Annotated in this window: 12 protein-coding genes; 8 read left to right on the plus strand and 4 right to left on the minus strand. The window is 67.0% G+C overall.

What is annotated here, in order from left to right:
* Positions 1-11 precede the first annotated feature (11 nt).
* On the minus strand, positions 12-884 hold the full coding sequence (locus tag ACXI0U_RS03740; protein ID WP_479550023.1) for a helix-turn-helix transcriptional regulator: 873 nt from the start codon (positions 882-884) through the stop codon (positions 12-14).
* Positions 885-1,130: 246 nt separating this feature from the next.
* A complete protein-coding gene (locus ACXI0U_RS03745) occupies positions 1,131-2,162 on the minus strand; it encodes a pyridoxamine 5'-phosphate oxidase family protein (protein ID WP_265167836.1) in 1,032 nt (343 codons plus the stop codon).
* A gap of 366 nt (positions 2,163-2,528) precedes the next feature.
* Here ACXI0U_RS03745 and ACXI0U_RS03750 point away from each other — a divergent pair, with 366 nt between their 5' ends.
* A complete protein-coding gene (locus ACXI0U_RS03750) occupies positions 2,529-3,560 on the plus strand; it encodes an ABC transporter substrate-binding protein (protein ID WP_479549783.1) in 1,032 nt (343 codons plus the stop codon).
* Positions 3,561-3,892: 332 nt separating this feature from the next.
* Here ACXI0U_RS03750 and ACXI0U_RS03755 read toward each other — a convergent pair whose 3' ends face one another.
* Positions 3,893-4,255, minus strand: a complete 363-nt coding sequence (locus tag ACXI0U_RS03755) for a winged helix-turn-helix transcriptional regulator (RefSeq protein ID WP_184491949.1) — start codon at positions 4,253-4,255, stop codon at positions 3,893-3,895.
* A 123-nt stretch (positions 4,256-4,378) separates the two neighbouring features.
* Between ACXI0U_RS03755 and gstA the strand changes: the two genes are divergently transcribed.
* From gstA to ACXI0U_RS03790, 7 genes are all read left to right on the plus strand, one after another.
* Positions 4,379-4,981 carry a glutathione transferase GstA gene (gene gstA / locus ACXI0U_RS03760; RefSeq protein ID WP_479549784.1) on the plus strand — a complete coding sequence of 201 codons (603 nt, stop codon included), beginning with the start codon at positions 4,379-4,381 and terminating at the stop codon, positions 4,979-4,981.
* A 71-nt stretch (positions 4,982-5,052) separates the two neighbouring features.
* Complete coding sequence (locus ACXI0U_RS03765; RefSeq protein WP_479549785.1) at positions 5,053-6,081, plus strand: AraC family transcriptional regulator; 1,029 nt, start codon at positions 5,053-5,055, stop codon at positions 6,079-6,081.
* A gap of 264 nt (positions 6,082-6,345) precedes the next feature.
* Entirely contained in the window at positions 6,346-6,705 is a 360-nt protein-coding gene (locus ACXI0U_RS03770) for a DUF3509 domain-containing protein (protein WP_021218755.1), read from the plus strand.
* Positions 6,706-6,941: 236 nt separating this feature from the next.
* Positions 6,942-9,206 carry an ATP-binding protein gene (locus ACXI0U_RS03775; RefSeq protein ID WP_479549786.1) on the plus strand — a complete coding sequence of 755 codons (2,265 nt, stop codon included), beginning with the start codon at positions 6,942-6,944 and terminating at the stop codon, positions 9,204-9,206.
* A gap of 9 nt (positions 9,207-9,215) precedes the next feature.
* Positions 9,216-9,677 (plus strand): response regulator, encoded by a 462-nt coding sequence (locus ACXI0U_RS03780; RefSeq protein WP_021218753.1) that lies wholly within the window; start codon positions 9,216-9,218, stop codon positions 9,675-9,677.
* 61 nt (positions 9,678-9,738) lie between these two features.
* Positions 9,739-12,126 carry a response regulator gene (locus ACXI0U_RS03785; protein WP_479549787.1) on the plus strand — a complete coding sequence of 796 codons (2,388 nt, stop codon included), beginning with the start codon at positions 9,739-9,741 and terminating at the stop codon, positions 12,124-12,126.
* Positions 12,123-12,683, plus strand: coding sequence for a biliverdin-producing heme oxygenase (locus tag ACXI0U_RS03790; protein WP_431483674.1), 561 nt, complete (start codon positions 12,123-12,125; stop codon positions 12,681-12,683). Before ACXI0U_RS03785 ends, ACXI0U_RS03790 begins: the two co-directional genes overlap by 4 nt.
* Positions 12,684-13,230: 547 nt before the next feature.
* Here the strand turns inward: ACXI0U_RS03790 and ACXI0U_RS03795 are convergent.
* The gene (locus ACXI0U_RS03795) at positions 13,231-14,463 is read right to left on the minus strand and encodes an NADH:flavin oxidoreductase/NADH oxidase family protein (protein WP_021218750.1); all 1,233 of its coding nucleotides are present in this window, start codon (positions 14,461-14,463) and stop codon (positions 13,231-13,233) included.
* Positions 14,464-14,474: the final 11 nt, after the last annotated feature.

The following is a 14,474-nucleotide window of genomic DNA, read 5'->3' on the forward strand; positions in this document are numbered from 1 at the left end:
GGAACGGCTGCTCAGCTGTAGAGCCAGCGCCCGAGCTCTTCCAGGTTGGCGACCACGATCTGTTGCGCCGCCGGTTTGGCCTGCACCTTGTTCGGGTCGATCTGGTAGCGCTGCAGCACGTACTGCACCAGGGCGCCGCGGCTGTGGATAACCAGCTGGCCGCCCTGCATGCCGTAGTCCGCCTCGATGATCGCCTGCTGCGCCGGCTTGAGCCGCGCATCGGGGCTGAGGATCACCTCCACCGCCGTCATCCAGCCTTCGTCGCCGTCGCGGCCCTGCTCGGATTCGTCCATCAGGTCCGGCTCGCCACGGAAGCGGCTGAGCACGAAGTCGCGGTAGTCGCGGTTCTTCTCGCAGTAAGCGCGCACGTGCCAGCGCATGCCGGTGAAGATCAGCGTGTGCGGGGCGATGACGCGGGTTTCCGATTCCGGGTGGGCCAGGGACACGTACTCGGTTTCCAGGCGCAGGCCTTCGCGGCAGGCCTGGAGGAGGGGGCGCAGCACCTCGGGGCGGATGCTGCGGTCCGGCACCTGCAGCACCTCGGTGTGGGCATAGGCCAGGGCCAGGCCCTCGATGTGCGGCGAGCGTTCGCGGTTCTGGTCCAGCAGGTGCAGGTAGGCGCTGGCGCTGCCGTCGATGAACAGCGGCTTGAAGCCCTTGCCGGGTTTGTAGCCCTTGAGGTGCTTGTCGTAGACGAGGTTCTTCGGCGCGTGCTCGTTGAGGTAGGCGTTGATGTCCTTGGAGGCTTGCTGACGGCTGATGCCGAAGCTCTGCATCAGGTGGTTGGTGGTCAGCCGGCCTTCCCACCAGGCCACGGTTTCGATGAGCCGGTAGCGCTGGGCGAGGTCCCAGCGGACGTGGTCGATGGAGCGCTTCATGGCGATGCACCTGGCGGGACGGAGCCTTGGGTATAGGCCAGGTTTGTGGATATGTCCATGAAGGCGACATGTCGCTGCGGGCATCTCTAAAAACTACCTGCGTTGCCATTGCTGCGTTAAAAACAGGCTAAAAATGCTCATTTACACTGCGTAAACTGCGCTTTTTCGCCTGTTTTTGCCTTGCACTGACGGCCTCGCCTACGTTTTTAGAGGTGCCCTGCGGGCGGGTGTAGTGCTTATCGACGTTGCCCCTCAATACAGATGCTTGAGGTCGTGCCGCACCACCGCGTCCACCACCAGGGTGGTGGCCTTGCCCAGCAGGCCGGTGCCGTTCATGTGTTCGGCCAGCATTTTCGGGAAGGAGGGGATGTCGCTCGGTGCCAGGTGGGTTTCCGGGCGCCACAGGCCTGCTTCGACCAGCTCGGGTGCCTCGACGAAGGCGAAGCGCTCCACTTCCACCAGGGTGCCCAGCACCGGGGCCTTGCCGTTCACCGAGAGCGGGCCCAGCAGCTGCGGGTCGGCGCTCACCTGGGCGCGGCCGGTGACACTGAGCACGGTCGCCGAGCCCGGCAGCAGGAAGGCCAGCTTCAGTTCGTCGCAGGCGAGGATATTGCTCAGCGACACCGCCACCTTGTTGCCCGGCCGCTCGGGGATCAGCAGCCGTTGTCCATCGATGACGCCGATGAAGCCTTCCGGGTCGCCGCGTGGCGAAATCTCGGTGGCGCCCTCGGCGTTGCGCGTCAGCATCAGCAGGTAGGGCGAACGGGCGATGAAAGCCTGCGCGGCGTCGGAGAGCGCGCCTTCGCCCCGTTCGGCCGGCCACCCGTCGAGGTGTTCGCGTGGCGTCCAGAAATCCGCCCGCACCATGGCCCGCGAGCAGTGCAGGAACAGCGCGTCGGCCTGGAACTCCAGCACCACGCCTGCCTCCACACCCCGTGGATGGCAGCGGCCATTGGCGCGCAGGGCGAAACCGATGCCCGGCATGATGAAGAGCAGGCTGCAGGGCCTGGGCGTTTGGCCGTCGATCCTGGGCAGGTGCAGGCCGGATGGCCAGGCAAGGCGGATGCGGTTGCCTTCGGCGAGGATCACCGGCGTGGCGTGCAGGTCGAGGAAGGCGATGTCGCTGTCGGCGCCAGCCAGGCCGACGGTGCAGACGCTGGCGTTGCGGATGATGGTCAGGCAATGGGCGTCGATCACCGGTTGCAGGCGTTTCTTCATCAGCGCGGGTGGCTCGCTGATCAGCTGGCGCAGGGCGCTGAGGGATTGGATGCGGTGGTTGGGCATGGCGCGGCTCCTGATGGCGGATGCCCCGATGCTAGGGCCGCGCCGCCCGCAGCGGCATGGCGCGCGGTTTCAATCCACATGGCGTTCGGTTGCAATCGCCTCGCAGGGCTGTCTAGCTGCACATGGCAACCTGAAACGCCCGTGCCAGAGCTTGTGCAGCACTCGCCACTGTGACGGAAAGCAATATGTGTGACGGGCGTTGCGTTCAGACTGTGCGGCAGATCCGGACCCGGTGCCCGCCAGGGGCGGTGGGAGGCAGCGGCATGTCGCTGTCGCGCACCTGGCAACCAAGGGGCACTGTGAGAATCCGGGCAGCGCCGCGGTCGACCCGTGGCCACACCGCCAATCGACAATAAGGAATGCTCCATGGATGTTGCTGTACGACGTGCCCTCGGTTTCCTCCTGGCCTGCGCCAGCCTGCCCGCCTCGGCGGAGTTCGTCACGGTGATCACCTTCGGTGGCGCCAACAAGGACGTGCAGAAGGAAGCCTTCTTCAAGCCCTTCAAGGCGAGCACCGGCAACGCCGTGGTGCACGGCTCGTACAACGGCGACCTGGACAAGCTCAAGCACATGGTCGAACTCAGCCACGTGACCTGGGACGTGGTGGAGATGGAGGCGCCGGAACTGGCGCGCGGTTGCGAGGAGGGGCTGTTCGAGAAGCTCGATCCGGCCCTGCTCGGCAACCCCGGCGATTTCGTGCCCGGCACCATCCAGCCCTGCGGCATCGGCATCTTCGTCTGGTCCACGGTGCTCGCCTATGACTCGGCGAAGATCAAGAACGCCCCCAGCGGCTGGAGCGATTTCTGGGACCTGCGCAAGTACCCCGGCAAGCGCGGCCTGCGCCATGGCGCCAAGTACAACCTGGAGTTCGCCCTGATGGCCGACGGCGTCGCGGCGAAGGACGTCTACCAGGTGCTGGACACCCCGGCCGGCGTCGAGCGCGCCTTCCGCAAGCTCGACGAGATCAAGTCCAGCGTCGTCTGGTGGAAGGCCGGCGCCGAACCGGTACGCGCCCTGCAGGAGGGCAAGGTGGCCATGAGCGCCGCCTACAACGGCCGCATCGCCACCGCGCAGAAGGAAACCCGTTCCCTGGCCATGGTCTGGACCGGCAGCATCTACGACTTCGACTACTGGGCCCTGCCCAAGGGCTCGTGGAAGGGCGACCTGGCCAAGACCTTCGTCGCCTTCACCAGCCAACCGGAACGCCAGAAGGCCTTCGCCGAAGGCATCTCCTACGCCCCGGTGAACAACAAGGCGATCGCCATGATCGACCCCGCGATCGCCGCCACCCTGCCTACCGCCCCGCAGAACATCAGCGGCGCCCTGCCGATGAGCGTGAAGTTCTGGACCGCCCACGGCGAGCTGGAGCAGCGCTTCGAGAACTGGGTGAAGAACTGATCCCCGCACGGAGCTGGTCTGCGTGGAGGGTGGAGGTCGCTCTTCACCTCCACCGGCGGTGCTGCATGTGGGTACGGATGGTGGACGGGTGATGCGTCGTCCACCCTACGGCCGGCGTGCATGAAGTTGGCCTGTGCGTAGGGTGGATGACGCTTTTTTCATCCACCAGCAGTGCTGCCTGTGAGCACGAAATGGTGGACGGGTGGGGCGTCGTCCACCCTACGGTCGGCGTGCACGAAGTTGGTCGGTGCGTAGGGTGGATGGCGCTCTTTCCATCCACCAGCGGTGTTGCATGTGGGTACGAATGGTGGACGGGGGAAGCGTCGTACACCCTACGGTTGCTCATGCTCCGGCGTGGGGGCTTCGGTGTCCTCACGCGGCGGTCTTGCCTTGAGCCAGAGGCCGAATTCCTTGACCACTTCCACCACCTTGCGCAGGCGCTGGCCGTCTTCGGTGAGCTGGTATTCCACCCGCACCGGCACTTCCGGGTAGACGGTGCGCTGCACCATGCCGGCCTCTTCCAGGGCGCGCAGATCGAGGGTGAGCATGCGCTGGGAGATGTGCGGGATGTCGCGGCGCAGGTCGTTGAAGCGCTTGGTGCCGTCGAGCAGGTAGGACACCAGCAGCAGGCGCCAGCGGCCGCCGAGCAGGTGCATGGCTTCCTCCACCGAGCAGCCGGATACGTTCTTTTTCATGGGGGTTCCAGGTATATATTTTGTACCTAAGCTACAGATTTCTCCCTTCTTCAAAAAGAGAACCGCTGCGTCGATACTCCCGCCGCGCCCCCATTCCGGGGGTGGCCCGTGCAAGGAGTCGCCATGAAGCTGTACTACGCCCCCCGTACCTGTTCGCTGTCGCCGCATATCGTGCTGCTGGAGCTGGGCCTGCCGTTCGAGGCGGTCCGTGTGGATAACCGCAGCAAGCTCACCGAACACGGCGACGATTTCCTCGCCATCAACCCCAAGGGCTACGTCGCCGCGCTGGAGCTGGACAATGGCGAGGTGCTCACCGAGGGCACGGCCATCGTCCAGTACCTGGCCGACCTGCGGCCGGAAAGCGGGCTCGCGCCGGCCAACGGCACCCTGCAGCGGGTGCGCCTGCAGGAGTGGCTGAACTTCATCTCCGGGGAGATCCACGCCGGCATGAGCCCGCAGTTCAACGCGGCGATCCCGGAGGAGGTGAAGGCGATCTTCCGGGCGCGGCTGTTCAAGCGCTTCGATTACCTGGAAAGCGTGCTGGGCCAGGCCGACTACCTGCTGGACGGGCGCTTCGGCGTGGCCGATGCCTACCTGTTCACCGTGCTCGGCTGGGTGGATTTCTTCGCCATCGAGCTGGCGCCCTGGCCGGCGTTGGCGGCGTTCCGGGCACGCATCGGGGCGCGGCCTCGGGTGCAGCAGGCTATACGCGCCGAGGCGGCCTGAAGGAGCCCGCACCCGCTGGCGGCGATGCCCGCCAGGCGGTACTGTCCGCGCAGGAACAAGGAATGCCTGCCATGAGCCCTACCCGTGTCTCCGCCCTCGCGGTGCTCGACCTGCATGACCTGCTGCTGCAACTGGGTGCCGTCGAGATGGCGCAGTTGCAGGCGGCGGGGCTGTCCCGTGATCGGCTGCTGGCGTCGTGCGACCCGGCGCTGCCGTTGCAGGAGCAGCGCCTGGACGAGCGCCAGTTGCTGGGGCTCTGGCAACTGGCGTCGGGCAACCCGGCGTTGCCGCATATCGGCGTGCTGATCGGCCAGGCGTTCAACCCGGAGAAGCGCGGCCTGCTGGCCAGCCTGTTGTTCCAGTGCGCGTCGGTGGGGGAGGCGCTGTCGACCTTCCTGCAGCACGGCGCGCTGATGAACCCCTCCGAACACTGGACCTCCCGTGACACCGATGGCTGCCTGTGCCTCGAGTTGGCGTTCGCCGCCGGACGGGGTTATCCACAGGCGGCGGTGGAGCGCAGCCTGGTGGCGCTGGTGCGTTGGGGGCGGGAACTGGCGGGGGAGGGCTTCGCGCCGGAGCGGGTCGAGTTCGCCGGCCCGCGCCCCGCCTATGCGGAATATTTTGCCGAGGCGTTTGGCGCCGAGGTGCAGTTCGGCTGCGCCGCCAACCGCCTGTACCTCGCCCATTGGCAGCTCGCCCGCCCCATCCGCAGTTCCAACCCCTACCTCAAGACCCTGCTCGCGGAGCGCGCGCGAACGGCCCTGGAGCAGGTGAAGGCCGAGACGGACCTGGCCGAGCGGGTGCGCCTGATGATCCGCGCCGATCTCGCCGGCGGGCCGGGCATCGAGTCCCTCTGCGAGGCCCTGCACCTCAGCCGGCCGACCCTCTACCGCCGCCTGCGTGAGCAGGGCACCAGCTTCACCGAGCTGCTGGAGCAGGAGCGCAGCCAGCTGGCCTTGCAGCGGGTGCGCCAGGGTGACCCGCTGCAGGCGATCAGCGAGGCGCTGGGGTTCAAGGATGTGAGCACCTTCCACCGCGCGTTCCGTCGCTGGTTCGGCCATTCGCCGGGGGCGGCACGGCAGGGCGGGTCGGCGCCCTAGCGAGGCGCTCATCCGCGGTGGCGAAACGGCTGGCGCATCGGACGACCGTTTTTTCTCCATCGGGTTCGAGCGCAGCGTGACGACCCGTCCGAAAGTTCAGTGCAGTTTGCATGGCCCACCCGGGGGGATCGTGCAAATTGCAACTGGCACATTGATGTCAAATATATATAGGTCATTGAATTTTCTGGTTTTTTTAATTCGGCTCAACTGGCACAGCGGGTGCAATGGTTTGAGCTCAAAGAAAAAAATAAGGGAGCAATGACAATGCAGATCGCCATCAAAGAATTTTTCGACGCATTCCCCGGCTTCGAGGTGTCCATCAAGCCCCGTCCCGACGGCATGCTGCTGCTTACCCTGGGCAAGCAGGGCGAGGCCGCCATGAGCAAGGCCATCCAGAGCGATGCGGTGTTCTGCAAGGAACGTGTGCGTGGCCTGATCCGTGACGTGATGCGCGAGATGAAGCTGGCCTCCGGCGAGGTCACCTGGAAAGGCGAGGGCAATATCTGGCTTACCCGCGAGCTGCCCACCTTCACCGGCGGGCCGATCCAGATGACCGCCGCCAAGACCCTGGTGGAGCGCCGCAAACTGGAGCGCCAGAGCAACCGCCGCGCACTGGTGAGCTGAGTTCCTCGGGCAACGTGCGCAGCAACCGTTAGGGAATTTTTCGCGATCCTTGCGCTCAATCCATCATGAAATCCACGGCGATAAACCGGGTCGTTCGTCACGATTGTGGCGCCGCTTTCTGTTAGTTTGTCGCCCTTGAATCAATGGAATGCGCGGCTCCAGAACGGCCGGCAACGGTCGCTGACCCCTTCGGTGAACCGGCGGGACGGCAGTGGGGCATCGAAGGAGATCGCGTTTTGACACCCAGCGACAGTGTCGCGGCACTGGCCACCGCAAGCGAGAACTGCGCGCGGGAAGCCATTCGCATACCCGGCAGCATCCAGCCACACGGCTTCATGCTGGTGTTCGACGAGGCCGATGGGCGCGTGGTGCAGGCCAGCGCCAACGTCATCGATTGGCTCGGCCTGCCCGTCGAGGAACTGCTCGGCCGCCGTTTCGACGAACTCCTGCAGGACAGCGAGGTGCTGCACAAGCACCTGGCGCAGCTGGATGACGGCGAGCACAAGCCCTTCCACATCGGCGATGTGCTGTTCACCTGGGGCACCCGCGCCGGGCAGCCGACCGCGATGATGGTGCACCGCCACGACCAGGTGCTGATCGCCGAGTTCGAGCCTGCCGCCGAGGGGGGCGCTGCGGATGGCGGTATCTACCCCCTGTTGCGCGGTTTCATCGGCCGCCTGCAGGAGGCCGAGAGCATCGAGGCGCTCTGCCGTTTTGCAGTGGCCGAGCTCAAGCGCGTCACCGGCTTCGGTCGGGTCAAGGCCTACAGCTTCGACGCCGAAGGCAACGGCCTGGTGCTGGCCGAGGAGGCCGACGCCGGCTACCCGCGCTACCTGGGCCTGTGCTTCCCGGCCTCCGATATTCCCCAGCAGGCCCGCGCGCTCTACTGCGCCAACCGCATCCGCGTGATCGAGGACGCCAACTACCAGCCTTCGCCCCTGCAGCCGGTGGACAACCCGCTCACCGGGCAGCCGCTGGACCTGAGTTTCGCCGCCCTGCGCAGCGTTTCCCCGGTGCACCTGCAGTACATGCGCAACATGGGCACGATGGCCTCGATGTCCATTTCCATCGTCGTCCGTGGCCGGCTCTGGGGGCTTATCTCCTGCCATGACGAGCAGCCCCGCACGGTGGGCTTCCAGACCCGCATCGCCTGCGAACTGATGGGCAGTGTGTTGTCGCTGCAGATCGAAAGCCGCGAAGCCCACGGCCAGACCCAGCGCCTGCTCGGCCTGCGCCAGCACATCGTGCACATGCTCTCGTCCATGGCCGACCGCGACAGCGTCGCCGCCGGCCTGCTGGCCTTGCCGGACACCTTCCTGGGGTTCGCTCGCGCCAGTGGCGCCGCGATCATTTCCGCCGCCCGTTGCGACCTGGTGGGGCAGACCCCGCCCGAAGCCCAGGTCAACGCCCTGGTGCATTGGCTGGCGCGGCGCGACGGCGAGGTTTTCCACACCGACAACATCGGCCGTGACATCACCGAGCTGCCCGAGTTGGCCCGCCACATTGGCGGCGTGCTGGCGGTGGCCATCTCGCAGATCCACTCCCATTACCTGCTGTGGTTCCGCCCGGAGCAAGTGCGCACCGTCGAGTGGGCCGGCAGGCCGGAGAAGAGCATCGGCCCAGGTGGCGCGCTCAACCCGCGCAGCAGCTTCGAGAGCTGGCAGGAGACGGTGAAGGGCTACTGCACACCCTGGGACCCGCTGGAGGTGGAAGGGGTTGCCGAATTGCGCACGGCGGTGCTCGGCATCGTGTTGCGCAAGGCCGAGGAGCTGGCCCAGCTGGCCGGCGAACTGAAACGATCCAACAAGGAGCTGGAAGCCTTCTCCTACAGCGTTTCCCATGACCTACGCGCGCCCCTGCGGCACATCGCCGGCTACGCCGAGCTGCTGGGTGAGTTCGAGGGCGAGCGCCTGTCCGAGCGGGGCCTGCGCTTCCTCGACCATATCGGCGAGTCGGCGCGTTTCGCCGGCACCCTGGTGGACAACCTGCTGAGTTTCTCGCAGATGGGCCGTGCCGCCCTGCGCCTCTCCGATGTCGACCTGCAGGCGCAGGTGGAGGCCATCCGCACCGAGATGGCGCCGGACTTCGAAGGGCGTCGCGTCGAATGGCGCATCGAGGGGCTGCCGGTGGTCATCGCCGATGCCGCCTTCCTCCACCTGGCGATGCGCAACCTGCTGTCCAACGCCATCAAGTACAGCCGCGATCGCAGCCCGTCGATCATCGAGGTCAGCGCCCGTGTCGAAGGCAACGAGGTGGTGGTGGCGGTGAGCGACAACGGCGTGGGGTTCGACATGGAGTACGCCGGCAAGCTGTTCGGCGTGTTCCAGCGCCTGCACCGCATGGAAGAGTTCGAAGGCACCGGCATCGGTCTGGCCAGCGTGCGCCGCATCATCGAACGCCATGATGGCCGGGTCTGGGCCGAAGGCCGGTTGGACGAAGGCGCGACCTTCTATTTCGCACTGCCCCTGCGTGGGCAGGAAACACCGCAACAGCAACCATGAGGATCGACGATGCTCAAACCCATCCTTCTGATTGAAGACAACCCGCACGACCTCGAACTGACACTCGTGGCCCTGGAGCGCAGCCAGCTCGCCAACGATGTGATCGTCCTGCGTGATGGCGCCGAGGCGCTCGACTACCTGTTCCGCCGCAACGCCTACGCCGGGCGCGACGACGGCAATCCGGCGGTGATGCTGCTGGACCTCAAGCTGCCCAAGATCGACGGCCTCGAGGTGCTCAAGACCGTGCGCGAAAGCGCCGAGCTGCGCAGCATCCCCGTGGTCATGCTCACCTCCTCGCGGGAGGAGCCCGACCTGGAGCGCGCCTACGCGCTGGGGGTGAACGCCTACGTGGTGAAACCGGTCGAATTCAAGGAATTCGTCGCGGCCATCTCCGACCTGGGCATCTTCTGGGCCGTGCTCAACGAGCCGCCGCCCGGCTCGCTGCGCCTCCAGCGCCGCCCGGTCACCTGAACCGCGACACCCGCCACACCTCGGCCCCGCGCCGGGAAACAGGAAGCCACGACGACCGTCCATGCCGCCGAAGCCTTTGAACCTGCTGTTAGTCGAAGACAGCTCCCGTGATGCCGAGCTGGCCCTGCTGACGCTCGAACGCAGCGGCCTGTCGGTGGAGTCCACCCTGGTCTACCACCACCGGGCCGTGGAAGAAGCCTTGCTGCGCGGGCAGTACGACCTGATCCTCTGCGACTTCATCCTGCCCGGCTCCTCCGGGGCCCAGGCCCTGGAAGTGGCGCGACGCCTCGCACCCAAGACCCCGTTCATCTTCCTCTCCGGCGTGTTCGGCGAGGAGCACGCGGTGGAGATGATGCGCCAGGGCGCCATCGACTACGTGCTCAAGCAGAACCTCAGCCTGCTGCCCAAGGCGGTGACCCGCGCGCTCTCCGAGGTGCACGAGCGTCGTCGCCGGCGGATGGCCGAAGAAGCGCTGATGGAAGTGGAGGTGCGCGCACGCCTGGCCATTGACTCGGCGCGCATGGGCATGTGGGACTACCAGCCCGAGGGCGACCGGGTCATCTGGGATGAGCGCTGCAAGGCGCTCTACGAGCTGCCCCAGGACGCCGAGATCAACCTGCGTACCTTCCTCGACCGCTGCCACCCGAAGGACCGCCCCTACCTCGAGCGCAAGATGAACGAGGCGCTGTCCCAGGACAGCGGCAACGAATACCAGGTCGAGTACCGCCTGCAACTGCCCGGTGGCCGCGAGCGCTGGGTGCAGACCAGTGGCCGGGCCTTTTTCGAAGACGGCCGCTGCGTGCGCTTCATCGGCGTGTTGCAGGACATCAGCGAGCAGAAGTACGCCACCGAGGCCCTGCAGCGCCTCAACGAGATGCTGGGCGAGCGCGTGGAGCGCCGCACCCGCGAGCGCGACCGCACCTGGGAACTCTCCCGCGAGCTGCTGGCGGTGCTGCGTTTCGACATGACGCCCATCGCCCTCAACCCTGCCTGGGAAGAGACCCTCGGCCTCACCCGCCAGCAGCTGACCCGTGTGCAGCTCTGGCAACTGATCCACCCGGACGACATCGACGCCACCTTGCAAGAGGCCGAGAACATCGCCAACGGCAACGTCTCCACCCGCTTCGTCAACCGCATGCGCCACAAGAACGGCGAGTACCGCTGGCTGTCCTGGACGGTGGTCCCCGACGAGGGGCTGATGTATGCCGCCGTGCGCGACATCAGCTACGAGCGTGCGGTGATGGACGAACTGGCTGCCACCAACCAGCAACTGCGCGAAGAGATCCACGAGCGCCAGCGCGCCGAAGCGGCCCTGCATCAGATGCAGCGCCTGGAGGCGGTGGGCCAGCTCACGGCGGGCGTGGCGCACGATTTCAACAACCTGCTGACGGTGATCCTCGCCAGCACCACCTTCATCGAGCGCGACCTGGCCCGGGGCACCTTCGAGCGCACTCAGGGCCGCCTGCAGAACATCAAGGAAGCCGGCGAGCGTGGTGCCAAGCTCACCGGCCAGTTGCTCGCCTTCGCCCGGCGCCAGCGCCTGGAGCCGGTGGCGGTCAACCTCAACGACACGGTGCAGGGGCTGCTGGACATGCTCCAGCGCACCCTGGGCGGCGCCATCTGGATCGAGACCGACACCGCTCCCGGCCTGTGGGGCGCACTGGTGGACCCGACCCAGACGGAGATGATCATCCTCAACCTGGCCATCAACGCCCGCGATGCCATGCCCACCGGCGGCTCCCTGCGCCTGAGCACCTCCAACCAGGTCATCAGCGAGCCCGCGCAGCGCCCCGAAGACCCGGAGCCCGGCCCCTACGTGGTGCTGGCGATCACCGACTCGGGCAGCGGCATGAGCGACGAGGTGCTGGCCAAGGCCTTCGAACCCTTCTTCACCACCAAGGAGGTGGGCAAGGGCTCCGGCCTGGGGCTGGCCCAGGTGTTCGGTTTCGCCAAGCAGTCCGGCGGTGGCGTCAGCATCGAGACACAGGAAGGGCGGGGCACCACGGTGAAGGTTTTCCTGCCCTGCATCCAGGCCGATGCCGGCGAAGAACAACCGGAATTGCACCTGCCCGCCGACCCCCCGCTGGATGGGCCGAAGCGTACCATCCTGCTGGTGGACGACGACGACAACGTGCGTGAGGTGACTGCGGCGCTGCTGCACGCCCTGGGCTACCGGGTGCGTGAGGCCGAGAGTGCGGCACGGGGCCTGGAAGAGCTCGATGACGGCGTCGACCTGTTGCTCACCGATTTCGCCATGCCCGCCATGAACGGCGCGGAGTTCGCACGCGCGGCGCGGCAACGCTACCCACAGTTGCCGGTGCTGTTCATCACTGGCTATGCCGAGCTCGATGAGCTGGATGTGGGCGACAGCGTGATCGTGCAGAAGCCCTTCCGCGATGAAGAACTGGCCACCAAGCTCAGCGCCGCACTGAAAGGGGCGGCGGCATGAGCCTGCGCCAGTTCCTGCGCGAATCGGGGGAGCACTGGCACGCGCGGGTTGACCAGGCCTACTCGACCTATTCGCTGGAAAGCCGCGCCGGCTACGGTGCCTTCCTCCAGACCCACGCCCGCGCGCTGCTGGCGCTGGAGCCGGCCCTGGAAATCGCCGGCATCGAACGGCTGCTGGACGACTGGCCGCAACGCCGCCGCCGCGAAGCCCTGTGCCGCGACCTGCAAACCCTGCAACTGCCCATCCCCGATGCGCTCGCCACGGCACTCCCCATCGACACCGGCTCCCTCTGGGGCCTCGCCTATGTGCTGGAAGGCTCGCGCCTCGGCTCCCGCCTGCTCGCCGGCCGCGTACGCCAGGCCAACTGGCCCGGCGCCGACAGCGCCCTCGGCTACCTCGGCCACGGCGAAGGCCAGCCGCTCTGGCCCGGCTTCCTGAAGCGCCTGGAAGAGCAAGACGGGCGGCTCGACCCCGCCGCCCTGCGTGCAGGCGTCGAGCTCGGCTTCCGTACCTTTCTTGCCGCCACCGAGCACGCCGGCACAGTGGCTCACGCGTAGCCGCCCATCGCGACACCGCCGGTGGAGGTAAACAGCGACCTCCACCCTACACACGGATCAATCCGTAGCCTGGGCTTCAGCCCGGGAGCCTCCACACCGCAGTAGCAGGCTTATGTAGGGTGGACCCCGCTCCATCGGTCCACCATTCGCGGCCCGCTGTGGCAACGCTGGTGGAGGTAAACAGCGACCTCCACCCTACACACGAGCCAACCCCGTAGCCCGGGCTTCAGCCCGGGAGCCTCCACACCGCAGTAGCAGGCTTATGTAGGGTGGACCCCGCTCCATCGGTCCACCATTCGCGGCCCGCTGCGACGCCGCCGGTGGAGGTAAACAGCGACCTCCACCCACACGGATCAACCCCGTAGCCTGGGCTTCAGCCCGGGAGCCTCCACACCGCAGTAGCAGGCTTATGTAGGGTGGACCCCGCTCCATCGGTCCACCATTCGCGGCTCGCTGTGGCACCGCCGGTGGAGGTAAAAAGCGACCTCCACCCACACGGATCAACCCCGTAGCCTGGGCTTCAGCCCGGGAAGCAGGCTGGTCGCAATCAGCCCCGGCTGCTCATCTGCTTCTTGTACTGCCGCGTGCGGCCCAGGGTCTTCCACTGTTCGTTCAGCAGCGCTTTCAGCGGCGAGGCGCTGGGGTCCGGCTGGTTGCCGGTGGCCAGGCGGCGCATCTGGAATTTCACCAGGGCCATGTAGGCCAGCGCGGCCAGGGCCTTGCGCTTCCAGCGGATCGGCGGCAGCTCGGCGCTGGCCTTCGCTTCGCCGTTGCGCCAGCGGCGTGGCAGGGCGGGGTCCACGGCCAGGGCGGTGGCGATGCCGGCCATGGCCACGCCGCCGGCGAGTACCTGCTCCACCACGGGCAGGCGGCGGATGCCACCGGTGACCATCACCGGCATGCGTGCGATGGCGGCGATCTCCTGGGCGAACTCCAGGAAGTAGGCTTCGCGGGCCAGGGTGCGGCCGTCACGGGCGTCGCCCTGCATGGCCGGCGCTTCGTAGCTGCCGCCGGAAAGCTCCACCAGGTCCACGTCCAGTTCGTTGAGCCAGAGCACCACCTGGCGCGCGTCGCTGGTTTCGAAGCCGCCGCGCTGGAAGTCGGCCGAGTTGAGTTTCACCGCCACGCAGAAGCCGGGCGAGACCTGGGCGCGCACCGCCTTTACCGCTTCCAGCAGGAAGCGTGCACGATTCTCCAGCGAGCCGCCCCAGCGGTCGTCGCGACGGTTGCTCAGGGGCGAGAGGAACTGGCTCAGCAGGTAGCCGTGGGCAGCGTGCACCTGCACCCCGGTGAAGCCGGCCTGCTCGGCCAGGGCTGCGGTGCGGGCGAAGCGCTGGATCAGCGCGGTGATCTCGGCCTCGTCCAGGGGCTTGGGCACCGGGAACATCTTCGACAGGCCACCCAGGTCCAGGGCCACGGCGGACGGCGCCACGGTGGGCTGGCCGAGGTTGGCCTGCATCTGCCGGCCGGGGTGGTTGATCTGCATCCAGAACTGCGCGCCCTGGGCACGGCCGATGCGCGCCCATTCGCGAAAGCGCTCCAGCTTCTGGCCTTCCTCCAGCACCACACCGCCGGGGCCGGTCATGGCGCGGGCGTCCACCATCACGTTGCCGGTCAGCAGCAGGCCGGCGCCGCCCTCTGCCCAGGCGCGGTAGAGGCGCAACAGCTCGTCGGAGGGGGTCTGGTCCGGGTTGGCGAGGTTCTCCTCCATCGCCGCCTTGGCGATGCGGTTGGGGATGACGGCGCCGTTGGGCAGTAACAGGGGCTGGAAAGGCGACATGGAGCTCTCCG

This window comes from Pseudomonas sp. C9D1 (assembly GCF_056491235.1).

Bases quoted from the DNA above. Each gene is read 5' to 3' on its own strand.
- ACXI0U_RS03790 (WP_431483674.1), top strand. From the start codon at position 12,123: ATGAGCCTGCGCCAGTTCCTGCGCGAATCGGGGGAGCACTGGCACGCG.
- ACXI0U_RS03755 (WP_184491949.1), bottom strand. From the start codon at position 4,255: ATGAAAAAGAACGTATCCGGCTGCTCGGTGGAGGAAGCCATGCACCTG.
- ACXI0U_RS03785 (WP_479549787.1), top strand. From the start codon at position 9,739: ATGCCGCCGAAGCCTTTGAACCTGCTGTTAGTCGAAGACAGCTCCCGT.
- ACXI0U_RS03765 (WP_479549785.1), top strand. From the start codon at position 5,053: ATGAGCCCTACCCGTGTCTCCGCCCTCGCGGTGCTCGACCTGCATGAC.
- gstA (WP_479549784.1), top strand. From the start codon at position 4,379: ATGAAGCTGTACTACGCCCCCCGTACCTGTTCGCTGTCGCCGCATATC.
- ACXI0U_RS03780 (WP_021218753.1), top strand. From the start codon at position 9,216: ATGCTCAAACCCATCCTTCTGATTGAAGACAACCCGCACGACCTCGAA.
- ACXI0U_RS03770 (WP_021218755.1), top strand. From the start codon at position 6,346: ATGCAGATCGCCATCAAAGAATTTTTCGACGCATTCCCCGGCTTCGAG.
- ACXI0U_RS03795 (WP_021218750.1), bottom strand. From the start codon at position 14,463: ATGTCGCCTTTCCAGCCCCTGTTACTGCCCAACGGCGCCGTCATCCCC.
- ACXI0U_RS03750 (WP_479549783.1), top strand. From the start codon at position 2,529: ATGGATGTTGCTGTACGACGTGCCCTCGGTTTCCTCCTGGCCTGCGCC.
- ACXI0U_RS03745 (WP_265167836.1), bottom strand. From the start codon at position 2,162: ATGCCCAACCACCGCATCCAATCCCTCAGCGCCCTGCGCCAGCTGATC.